This window comes from Pelorhabdus rhamnosifermentans (assembly GCF_018835585.1).
Taxonomy (GTDB): Bacteria; Bacillota; Negativicutes; order UMGS1260; family UMGS1260; genus Pelorhabdus; species Pelorhabdus rhamnosifermentans.
Genome location: NZ_JAHGVE010000001.1, coordinates 513,708 through 525,321 on the forward strand (window position 1 = coordinate 513,708; position 11,614 = coordinate 525,321).

Here is an 11,614-nt window from a genome sequence, read left to right on the forward strand (position 1 = left end):
GCATGATATTGTTAGATGGATATTCTTTAACCTTAGAAGATGTGATAAAAGTAGCTCGTAATTATGAAGAAGTTAGGCTCAGTAAACAAGGTCGTGAGCAAATCATTACCAGTAGAAGAATTGTTGATAAAATATTGGAAGAAGAAAGACCGGTCTACGGCATTTCGACTGGTTTTGGTGACTTCAGTACGATCTCGATTTCAAAAGATGAACGGGCTCAGTTACAGCGAAATTTAATTTTAAGTCACGCTACGGGTGTGGGTGACCCCTTGTCTGAGGATGTTGTTCGGGCAGCGATGTTGCTAAGAGCGAATTCATTGGCAAAAGGTTATTCGGGCATTCGGTTGGAAACGGTGGAAATGCTGTTAGCTATGATCAATAAACGTATCTGTCCTTTCATTCCAGCGAAGGGATCTGTCGGCGCTAGTGGCGACTTGGCTCCACTTTCTCATATGGTATTGGTAATGTTGGGTGAAGGTCAGGCTTATGTAAAGGGGAAATTGATCGGAGGTGCTGAAGCATTGCAGGCGTGTGGGTTGGCACCTAGTGTATTGAGCGGCAAGGAAGGGCTGGCGTTAATCAACGGAACACAAATTATGACGGCAGTTGGTACGATTGTCTGGCACGATGCCGTTAATCTAATGAAGGCAACGGATATTGCGGCGGCATTAAGTGTAGAAGCTCTAAAAGGTACCCGAGCGGCTTTTGATCCAAGAATCAGCCAGGTTAGAGCACATAGCGGGCAGGTGGCGACTACTGATAATATGTTGCGTTTGACTGCCAATAGTGCTATCATTGCTTCCCATATTCACTGTAGAAAAGTACAGGATGCTTATTCGCTGCGTTGTGTGCCGCAAGTACATGGTGCTTCTAAAGATGCGCTTAGGCGCGTGGAAGAAACGTTGACCATTGAAATTAACTCGGCGACAGATAATCCGTTGATCATGCCGGAAACTGGCGAAGCCATTTCGGGTGGAAATTTCCATGGTCAGCCCATTGCCTTGGTTATGGATTATCTTAAGTTAGCTATTGCTGAATTAGGCAATATTTCCGAACGGCGCACCAATCGTTTATTAGATGTGCATTTAAGTGAGTTGCCTGCATTTTTAACAGCATTTCCTGGCGTTGACTCCGGTCTGATGATTACGCAATACGTTGCAGCGGCATTAGTATCGGAAAACAAGGTTTTAGTACATCCGGCTAGCGCTGATTCCATTCCAACTTCCGCTAATCAGGAAGACCATGTCAGTATGGGGACGATTGCCGCCCGTCAGGCCAGAGAAATTTTGGATAACGTCTGCAATATAGTAGCCATTGAAATGTTGGCAGCTGCACAAGGCGTCGATTTTCTAGCACCTCTTACACCCGGAGACGGTACTATTAAAGCACATCAAACCATTCGCAGCGTCATACCACATTTGGATGAAGACAGGATTCCGGCACCAGATATCAAGAATCTCCATGACCTAATTGCCAGTGGTAGATTGGTTGAAGCGGTAGAGGCTACAGTTGGTTTATTGAAGATTTATTAAAAGGCTCATTTAAGTGTGACTCTGTTGTTGGTTCTTGACCGCTATCTCGGAAAGATTCTGAGCTAACGATTACCAATGCAGCCTTAGCATCAGAAGAGTTGTTTTCGTCCAAGGAGGTTGGGGGAAAGTTACAATTAAGATGGGGAGGAATTGCATTGAAGATTGAAGAGAGAAGTATTGATTGGATTCCCAGTGAAGAAAGACATGGCAAAGCAAGTAGTTTATTTAATATTTGGTTTGGCGGGAACATGCATATTACGACGCTTGTTACAGGTGCTTTATGTGTAACTTTTGGATTGAATTTATTCTGGAGTGTTTTGGCGATTATCTTAGGTAATCTGATTGGGGCTGTATTTATGGCATTGCATTCAGCACAAGGTCCTAAGCTAGGAATACCACAAATGATTCAAAGTCGTGCCCAATTTGGAATTATTGGTGCCATTGTTCCTTTAATTATTGTCATCTTTATGTATTTGGGATTCTTTTCGAGTAGCAGTTTGCTTGGCGCGCAAACGTTAAGCGGTGTGCTTCCGATTAATTTAACTTTATCTATTTTAATCATGAATATAGTGGCCTTTTTGATAACACTTTATGGTCATGACCTGATTCATAAAATACAAAAAATTTTATCTTTGCTCTTTTTCATCGTCTACTTGATTGCGACTTTCATTGCTTGTAGGTTGTCATTACCAGCAGGGGCTTGGAATCCCGCTCATTTTAATCTTGCTATATTTGTACTTTGTGTAGCCCTTGTAGCTACTTGGCAAATTTCTTATGCGCCTTATGTTGCAGACTATTCCAGATATTTGCCTGAAGATACATCAACAAAGTCCACTTTTTGGTATACTTATGCAGGTTCTGCCAGTGCTTCGATTTGGATGATGACGTTAGGTGCTATTTTGATAAGTGCTATTCCAGATTTTCTTGCTCAAACAGGCCCGAATGTGGCGCGCTTATTTGGCAGTCTTGCCGGCTTGTTGTATGTTATTATTATTCTCGGTCAACTTTCCATTAATTCTTTTAACCTCTATGGGGCATTTATGTCTACAACCACGACATTAGAGCCATTTTATAAAATGAGGGTAACTCCCAAAATGCGAGCTTTTTTTATTGCTTTTATCGCTTGTATTGGCTCAGTCATCGATATTGTCGGGCAAGGAAGTTTTGTGAAATTATTTGTCAACTTTATATTATTTGTTAGCTATTTTCTCATTCCCTGGACGGCAATTAATCTTCTTGATTTTTATGTACTGAGATTTGGAAAATATAGCGTAAAAGATATGTTTGATATGAATGGTCAATATGGAAAAGTCAATTGGATCACCATGGTTTCTTATTTAGTGACCGTCATTGTCGAAATACCTTTTGTGAATACTTCATTTTATGTTGGACCAGCAAGTAAATCTTTAGGAGAAGCTGATATTGCTTGGGTTTTGGGGTTAGTCATTCCTTGTCTGCTTTATTATTTTCCCATGAAGCAGCAATTAAAAGCGTTACATAATCAGGCAGGTGTTTCAACTTACACCATTGGTGAGTAGTAGATTTAATCGTCTGAATTGCAGCTTTTATAAAAATAAGAACCCGTCATGGATAGGAATCTGTGACGGGTTTTAAATTTGCGATATAAGATGTATGCATTATTGCGATGGTGTATCCGTGCTTTTCCTATTGTACATACAGTACGATGAAAGCTTATAATAGACGGATAAAGCTTAGGGGTGGCAATTGATGAAAATAGGGATAAGCCGTGGAAGAAAATTGAAATGTGATCTAAAGTAGTGCAGGAAAATTATCTAATATGGGGAAATTTGTAATATACACAATGATTCTAGACTTTTAACTATACTTTGGTATTCGAAAAATTTGCTATATGGATTGCGGATTAGGTGATTTGGAAAGATTAATAAATGATAAGTAGTAGATAGTGTAAGTGATTTACTGTTATCCTGAGTTTAGCGGATAGACCAATCACTGGTTGCGAAAGGCGGATAAAAGTGGCAAACTCTTTAACAATTACGAGAAGAAATAAATTAGCTCAAATCCTGGTTTCGGAGGGCAGCGTAAAGGTAGGAAAGTTGGCTGAACTATTTGGAGTGTCTACTGAAACGATTCGCAAGGATTTACTATATTTAGAAAGTGAGGGGATTGCCAGAAAGAGTCATGGTGGAGCGATTGCTGCTAGTGAATTTTTGGAATTGGAGCGTCCTTTTGTTACAAAAAGCTTAGAAAATATTGAAGTAAAAACAAAAATTGCCCAAGCTGCTATCAATTTAATTCCAGAAAACGGAGTAGTCATATTGGATGCGGGAAGTACTGTTTTTAGTATTGCAAAGCTTCTTTCCTTAAAGAAAGAAATTACAGTTATTACGAATTCTATTGTTGTAACTCAGATATTGTCTAGTACAGATACCATCGTATACTCTATTGGCGGTAGAGTTAGGGGGCGTAGTATGGCTTTTGTGGGTTTATGGGGAATAGAGGCTTTAAATTCGGTTAATGTGGATATTGCATTTATAGGTACAGTCGGATTTTCACATTGCAGTGGTCCTTGTACCGCTTCGTATGACGATGCCCAAATCAAAAAGGCTATGATTCGCAGTGCGAAAATAAAAGTAGTTGTAGGTGATAGCCGCAAGTTTAGGAGTACCGGTTTATTTCAATTTTGCGATTGGAAAGAAATTGATTATTTCATTACGGATTCCGAAGCTCCCAAGGATGAAATTGAGCAAATGGAAAAAATTACAAAAATTATTATCGTATAGTTTTCGTCCAAAATTGTTGTTTCAGCTTTTTAGTCAACCCCCTTATTGTCATAAGCAATAAGGGGGTTAATTATTTTTTTAATCATTAAAAAATACATTGACAACAACTTAAACCAATATTAAACTTTAAATAAATTGGTAATTAAATATTTTTAGTTGCGATACATAAAAAATCGCAACTAAAGGAAAGGGGAGTTATTTTGGAATTATTATTAGCATTGGACTTTATAACGATTTCCGGAGCGAAGAAAGTACTCAAAGAAGTGGATAATACTGATGTAATTGTTCATGCTTATAATACCATTCTAGAAATGGCTAAAGAAGCTTCCAAAAGGGGATTAAAACTATTAGGCATTACGGAACATGTTTCAGGTATTCCCGGAATATGTTCGCATGTTTTTTTTGGAAATTCCAGATTAGTTCCGAGAAAAATGTATGGAGTAGAATTGATGTTAGGTGCAGAGATTAATATTATTGATTATAATGGAAAACTTAGTTTAGAAGATAGATTAATAGATAAATTAGATGTTAGAATTGCAGGACTCCATAAGCATTGTTATACGCCTGGAACTGTAGGGCAGAATATAACTGCTATTATAGGCGCTATCAAAAATCCTAAAATTGATATAATTAGTCTCCCAGATGATAATTCATTTTCGTTGGATTATGAAGCAATTATACAAGCTGCGAAAAAATACAATACATTGTTAGAGTTCAATAATAATTCTTTAAATCCAATGAATGGCCGCAAAAATGTACGTGAAAATAATATTCATATATTGCAATTATGCAAAAAATATGGTGTACCCATTATCCTTGGAAGTGATGCACACGTGGATATAAATATTATAAGATGTGATTTCGTTTGTGAAGTATTATGTAAAATTAATTTCCCGAAAGAACTTATTATTAATAATTCCGTAATGGATTTTAAGAATAAAATGAACCTAAATAGAGTTTAATTTTGTCATTTCAATATACGAACTTGAAAAATCTTATCGTTCTAAGGATTTTCCTTAGAGCTTTTTTATTTTTGAATTTAAAGCAGGATTTTTGTCGCTTTTTAGGAATACAAATTATTTATGGTATTGAGAGACGAGTTCGTAGCATTTTTAGGCAAGGGTGCCGAGTCGGTTTATTGCCATTTCTATTTGTATGTGCCATAATAACCAGAACTAGGGGGAATTAAAATGTTTAATAGCGCAAAGGCCATTCCTAAACAGGTATGGCTGATTGCTTTGGGACATGGTGTTACGGATTTAGCACCGGGGGCGCTTTATGTGGCGCTGCCATTTTTTAAGGCGCAATTGGGCTTAACCTATGCCGAGGTGAGTATGATTGTGTTGGTGCAAAATATGACGGCTTCTTTGAGTCAACCGATTTTCGGTTATTTTAGCGATCGGACGCCGCGCCCATGGATTATGCCGATTGGCTGTCTGGTATGTGGAGTGGCTATGTTGGCATCACTACTTGTGCCAAGTTACTATGGGGTGCTCCTGTTTATGGGGCTGAGTGGTTTCGGTAATGCGGCCTTTCATCCCGAAGCGGCAAAGGTGGTTAATCAGTTGAGTGGAAAATCCTTGGGCAAGGGAGCTAGTTTGTTTAGTGTATGGGGGAATTTTGGCGTGGGGCTGGGAACTTTATTTATGGCTTTTTTGCTTGCTGCCAATGGCAATATTTCGCTGTATTTTTTTATTTTGCCATTTTTATTATGTACAGTGGCTCTTTGTTACGTTGCCGCTACATTGCCATCAGCACAGTTTAGCGGAGTCAGTGGACTGCGCCAGCTTAAAGCTTCTGTGAATGGGGCGCTGTTGTGTCTTTTGGGGATGATCGCCGCCAGAGCTACTATTTCGTCAGGTATTAGTGCCTTTGTACCGTTATATTATGTATCCTATTTGCATGGTAGTTCGCTTTACGCCAGCTCATTGTTGACGGTGTATATGATTGCTGGTGCCTTTGGGACGATGATTGGCGGGTTGATGAGCGATCGGTATGGCAGTAAAACAGTCATGCTTTATTCCATTTTGCCTTTAGCACTTTTGATGTATGGGTTCCGGTTTATGGGCGGGATTTGGCCCTTTGTGATTTTGGCGCTCATGAGTATCTTGCTTACGGCAACAGCAACTAGCAGTTTGGTGTTGATACAGAAAATGATGCCAGGTAATGTGGGCATGGCATCAGGCTTGAATCTTGGTTTCAGTGTCGGGCTGGGCACTCTTGGGGTACTGGCGTTAGGCAAGGTGGCTGACTTATGGAGCATGCCGGTTATTTTTGATATTTTGGCTTTTTTACCGATTATTGCTTTTGCGCTGACTTGCTTTATTCGTGAGCCGGGGTGGCAAGAGCGGTCAGGCATAATGAATTTAAGAAACTAGCTGGAATATCATTGCATATTAATAGTTTCAAAGAGAAGAGGAGAAGAATGCAAGATGGATCAGGTATTCAGTCGTTGGATAGATCATCAATTCAAGCTTAAGGAGAATGGAACGGACATAACGAACGAAATTATTGCGGGTCTTACAACCTTTACTACGATGGCTTATGTCTTGGCTTTGGTGCCCAAGATGATGGGGGAGGCGGGGCTACCTGCCGGTCAAATTCTGACTGCGATGGTCTTCATGGTATTTTTAACTACTGCTGCCATGGGGCTATATACGAATCGGCCATTTGTTTTAGCTCCTGGTATGGGTAGTGTCGCTATTTTTTCTATTACACTTGTCCAATTGCAGAAAGTTCCAGTCGAAATAGCCAGCGGGATTGTTTTTCTTAGTGGCTGTTTATTTGTTCTTGTTACTGTGTTTGGTGTGCGCGAGGCCATCATTACAATTATCCCTAAGGGAATTAAGATTTCTATCAGTGCTGGTGTCGGTTTGTTCCTTGCTGTGATTGGACTACGTAATGCAAAGATTATTATTGCCAGTACGGAAAAGACGGCCTTGTCTTTTGGCAATCTTGCTCAGCCTATCGCTATACTAGCGACGATTGGTTTTTTAATTTTGTTAGTTTTAGAAGTCCGCAAAGTTCGTGGGGGTGCTTTGATTGCTATTGTTTTAACAACAATCCTTGGTATTCCCATGGGAATTACCAAAATTCCTCAGACGATTTTTAGTATGCCTTCTGGAATTCATGATGTGTTTTTTCGGTTTGATCTTATGGGGGCGCTGGATGTTCAATATGTTCCTTTTTTATTTGCTTTTTTTCTGCCTGACTTCTTTTCCAGTTTTGGCACAGCCTTGGGTGTAGGCAGTAAGGCTGGTTTTTTGGATAAAAACGGTGATTTACCAGAAATAAATAAGGTTTTTTGGATTGATTCTTTGGCAGCTACGCTGGGATCTTTGTTCACTATTCCTGTCTTGATTACCTATTTGGAATCAGGTGCAGGAGTTGAGGCTGGCGGACGCACCGGGCTGACAGCTCTCACAACTGCCAGCGCATTTTTGCTTGTTTTGGCTATTACGCCGCTGGCTTTGATGATTCCTGCAGCAGCCACTGCACCCATTTTGGTTTATGTAGGAATTAGCATGCTGGCAGGGATGCGCAATCTTGATTATGATGATATTGCTGAATACTTGCCCGCTTTTCTTTGCATCGCTTTTACGGCTTTTACCTTTAATATTGGTAATGGTATTGCTGTGGCCTTCATTGCTTATGTTGTTATTAAAATAGCGGCACGTCATTATCAGGAGTTAACGTTAGGCCATTACTTGCTAGCACTGGTATTAATGTATTATTTTTATTCATTAACAAGTTTGAAATAAATTCACTACGATAAAAAAGGGAGGGATTTTTGTGAAGATTGACTTACTATTGAAAAACGCCCAGTTTTTTAATGCTTATCTAAAAAAATTTGTTCATAGTGATCTGGCTATTCTGAATGGCAAGTTTTTTTATATTGGCACGGAAGAAACAAGTGAGCTAGAAGCAACAGCTACAATTGAACTTCAGGGAAAATACGTGATTCCCGGTCTGATTGATAGTCATATGCATATTGAAAGTTCCATGGCGGCGCCGCGAACCTTTACTCAGGCTTTAGTTAAAAACGGAGTAACTACGATTGTGGCTGAACCACATGAAATTGCCAATGTTTTCGGTTTGGAGGGAATTAAAGCGCTCATGGCTGCTGCCCAAGATTGTCCTGTCGATGTGCGTATTGCGATTCCTAGTTCTGTTCCTTCTACGAATTCGATGCTTGAAACAAGTGGCAGTGAAATCAACTGTAGCGAATTGGCAGAAATGCTGCAAATGGATGGCGTGATTTGCTTGGGTGAGGTAATGAATTATGTGGATGTGTTGAATCAGCCGGATTCGAAAAGCAATCAGTTTATTCGTTATGTTAAAGAAACTAAAGGCCATTTTCCAATTGAGGGACATTGTCCCCGACTTTTAGGTTTACCCTTAGCTCGCTTTTTATTTGCTGGTGTTACGTCCGATCATACTGAGCAGTCCTTGCAGGGAATAAAAGAACGAATTGCCAATGGCATGTTTGTAGAGATACAAGAAAAATCGTTAAAAAGGGAAATTATTGACTATCTAGTAACAAATGAACTTTATGAACATTTTGCTCTTGTGACAGATGATACGATGCCTGATGTATTGATGAAAAGAGGGCATCTCAACTATTTGGTGAAAAAGGCTGTTGAGCTTGGGTTGAAATCGGAGTTAGCCATTTATGCTGCTACATTTACTCCGGCGCGCCGCATGGGATTAGTCGACCGTGGTAGTATTGCTCCTGGTAAAGTTGCCGATTTTGTGATTTTGGAAGATTTGCAGACCCTTGCTATTCATCAAACATTTAAAAATGGCAGAGAAGTGTTTAACAGTGAAAAGAAGCAGGCTGCAGAAGAAGTTGATGTATCTTTTCCGACCCATTTTTATCATAGTGTCCATTTGCCACTGTTAACAGCTGATTGCTTTAACATAAAAACGAATCAAAAAGATGGCAGAGTTACTTGTCGTGTACTTTATGTTAGCGAGGGTACGACATTTACGAAAGAGAAGATCGTTTCTTTGCCAGTGCGCAACTATTTGATTGATTGGGAAAATAGCTCCTATTGCCTAGCTGTTATATTAGAGCGACATGGGAAAGACGGGAATCGAGGGTATGCTTTGGTCGGCGGAGATGCGCTCAAAGCGGGGGCAGTTGCTACAACGTATGCCCATGATCATCATAATCTGTTAGTATTGGGACGGAATAAACAGGATATGCTGTTTGCCGCTAATCAAGTGATTACCAAGCAAGGGGGCTATTATGTGGCGCACAAGGGGAAGATCATTGCAAAAACCGATTTGCCTATTGCCGGTATTTTGTCTGATCAACCGCTGGCTGTACTAAGTGCCGAAGTGAATGAGGTGAAAAATGCTTTGGCTCAGCTCGGTTATCGGCATGACAATATTATTATGTCTATTAGTACATTGTCTTTGACAGTTAGTCCGGAATTAAAACTGACTGACAAGGGACTTGTAAATGTAAATCAACAAAGACTGGTTCCCCTTGTAATTGGAAAAACAATGGATGCTAGTCCAAGTCTTTCTTGAATGGCAAAGACTTGGGCTAGCTAATTTTGTAAAGATGGTGAGCGTTTTTTTTGATAGTGAAATTAAATTTTTTGTGCATATGGGATATTTGATATATTAACGATATTTGTTTCGTATGGTTTGATGCAAGGCCATGGTTATTAAAGGTCTGGGATATGTATTAGTCAGGCGAATGATCAAAAGCAAATTATTACAGAGTTGACTCGGCTTCTAAAAGAATCGGCAAATTTGATGCCTAAATTTTAAAATTGCTGACACGTCATGGATAAAAGCGTATTCCAAGGGAATTCGTTTAAGTCCCTCGGCAGTATTGCTTATTTTCCAATAAATGAAGCTCCTATCCTGGTCATTGCGGCCAGAATAGGAGCTTCATGTTTTATATACAAAAGGGTGGGCCAAGCGATAGTTAAGCCTCAGAATCCAATTGTTAGAAAAATACAATGCGTTATGCATGACGTTCTCTTAGGGGCAGGGCTTATTTTTACATAGTCTTTGTTTCTGCTTGTTTTTCATTTAAGGTGATTTCATCGGCATAATTTTGTCCCCATTGGCAGAGAGTAGCTAAAATGGGTAATAACGTTTTTCCTGTGTCCGTTAGTGAATATTCAACTTTAGGCGGCACTTGGCGATAAATCAAGCGATGAACAATACCGTCATTTTCGAGTTCTCGTAATTGCTGTGTTAGCATTTTTTGGGTGACTTGCGGCAAAGCTCTTCGTAGTTCGCTGAAACGTAAGGTTTTTTCTTCTAAATGCCAAATGATAAGTGATTTCCATTTGCCACCGATTAGAGCCAAGGTAAGTTCCATGGAACATTGATATTCTTCGTTGCGAAATTTAATCATTGTTATTCCTCCTGTTTCATAGTATCTAAAAGGGTACTATGAAACCAAAAAGTGCATACTTGTCATATTATCTATTATTGTCTATTATTATAACAAAGATTATTATTTTCTGAAACAAATTTCCAGTAAAATTTTCAATAGAAAGGATGTCAGGTGAAAATGATGAAGGTAGTTGCTTTTAATGGTAGTCCGAATAAAGACGGTAATACTCATCAAAGTTTACAGATTGTTGGCGGAGAACTGGAAAAGCAGGGGATTGATTTTGAAATTATTCAGGTAGGAAATCAAGCTGTTCGCGGTTGCCTGGCCTGCGGAAAGTGTGCAGAAAATCAAAATGAACGCTGTGTCATTAAAAATGATCCGGTCAATGAATGGGTTCAGTGTATGAAGACGGCAGATGGGATTTTGTTTGGAGCTCCTGTTCACTTTGCGGGAATAGCCGGTACGATGAAATCTTTTTTAGATCGGGCCTTTATGGTTGCTGGCGTAAATCATTCTATGCTGCGTCACAAAGTGGGTGCTTCAGTTGTAGCTGTACGTCGGTCTGGCGGAGTAACTACTTTTGACGGGTTGAATCATTATATCAATTTTGCTGAAATGTTGCTGCCGGGATCTAACTACTGGAATGTGGCTCACGGATTACAACCGGGCGAAGTGCAGCAAGATGGGGAAGGAAAGCAGATTTTACGCGTTTTAGGAAAAAATATGGCTTGGTTGCTTAAGGTGATTGCTGCAGGCCGGGACAAAGTAGCAGCGGTGGAACCGGAAACAAAGGAGTTTACAAATTTTATTCGGTAAACTTTATTGGTGTAAATGTAAAAAAAAGCTACAGGAATACTTCTGTTGAAGTATTCCTGTAGCTTTTTTGCGGTTCTTAGCAAAATGCTAAGAATGACCTTTTATACTGGTATTTCCCGCCTAAATATATTTTCTCTGGT

Annotated in this window: 9 protein-coding genes; 8 read left to right on the top strand and 1 reads right to left on the bottom strand. The window is 39.6% G+C overall.

Annotation, left to right across the window (positions count from 1 at the left end):
* Window positions 1-2 precede the first annotated feature (2 nt).
* The 7 genes from hutH to Ga0466249_RS02435 all read left to right on the top strand — a co-directional run bounded on the left by hutH (window position 3) and on the right by Ga0466249_RS02435 (window position 9,832).
* A complete protein-coding gene (gene hutH / locus Ga0466249_RS02405; RefSeq protein WP_215827824.1) occupies window positions 3-1,532 on the top strand; it encodes a histidine ammonia-lyase in 1,530 nt (509 codons plus the stop codon).
* Window positions 1,533-1,687: 155 nt separating this feature from the next.
* A complete protein-coding gene (locus tag Ga0466249_RS02410; RefSeq protein ID WP_215827825.1) occupies window positions 1,688-3,070 on the top strand; it encodes a purine-cytosine permease family protein in 1,383 nt (460 codons plus the stop codon).
* A gap of 456 nt (window positions 3,071-3,526) precedes the next feature.
* Window positions 3,527-4,294, top strand: coding sequence for a DeoR/GlpR family DNA-binding transcription regulator (locus tag Ga0466249_RS02415; RefSeq protein ID WP_215827826.1), 768 nt, complete (start codon window positions 3,527-3,529; stop codon window positions 4,292-4,294).
* A 200-nt stretch (window positions 4,295-4,494) separates the two neighbouring features.
* Entirely contained in the window at window positions 4,495-5,256 is a 762-nt protein-coding gene (locus tag Ga0466249_RS02420) for a phosphatase (protein WP_215827827.1), read from the top strand.
* 228 nt (window positions 5,257-5,484) lie between these two features.
* Window positions 5,485-6,672: an MFS transporter gene (locus Ga0466249_RS02425; RefSeq protein WP_215827828.1), complete on the top strand. Its 1,188-nt coding sequence runs from the start codon at window positions 5,485-5,487 to the stop codon at window positions 6,670-6,672.
* A 54-nt stretch (window positions 6,673-6,726) separates the two neighbouring features.
* On the top strand, window positions 6,727-8,055 hold the full coding sequence (locus tag Ga0466249_RS02430; RefSeq protein ID WP_215827829.1) for an NCS2 family permease: 1,329 nt from the start codon (window positions 6,727-6,729) through the stop codon (window positions 8,053-8,055).
* Between the two features lie 31 nt (window positions 8,056-8,086).
* Entirely contained in the window at window positions 8,087-9,832 is a 1,746-nt protein-coding gene (locus Ga0466249_RS02435) for an adenine deaminase (protein WP_215827830.1), read from the top strand.
* Between the two features lie 481 nt (window positions 9,833-10,313).
* Here Ga0466249_RS02435 and Ga0466249_RS02440 read toward each other — a convergent pair whose 3' ends face one another.
* Window positions 10,314-10,676 (bottom strand): winged helix-turn-helix transcriptional regulator, encoded by a 363-nt coding sequence (locus tag Ga0466249_RS02440; RefSeq protein ID WP_215827831.1) that lies wholly within the window; start codon window positions 10,674-10,676, stop codon window positions 10,314-10,316.
* Between the two features lie 162 nt (window positions 10,677-10,838).
* On the opposite strand from Ga0466249_RS02440, the gene Ga0466249_RS02445 reads away from it, so the two are divergent.
* The gene (locus Ga0466249_RS02445; protein ID WP_215828003.1) at window positions 10,839-11,474 is read left to right on the top strand and encodes a flavodoxin family protein; all 636 of its coding nucleotides are present in this window, start codon (window positions 10,839-10,841) and stop codon (window positions 11,472-11,474) included.
* The last annotated feature ends 140 nt before the right edge of the window (window positions 11,475-11,614 follow it).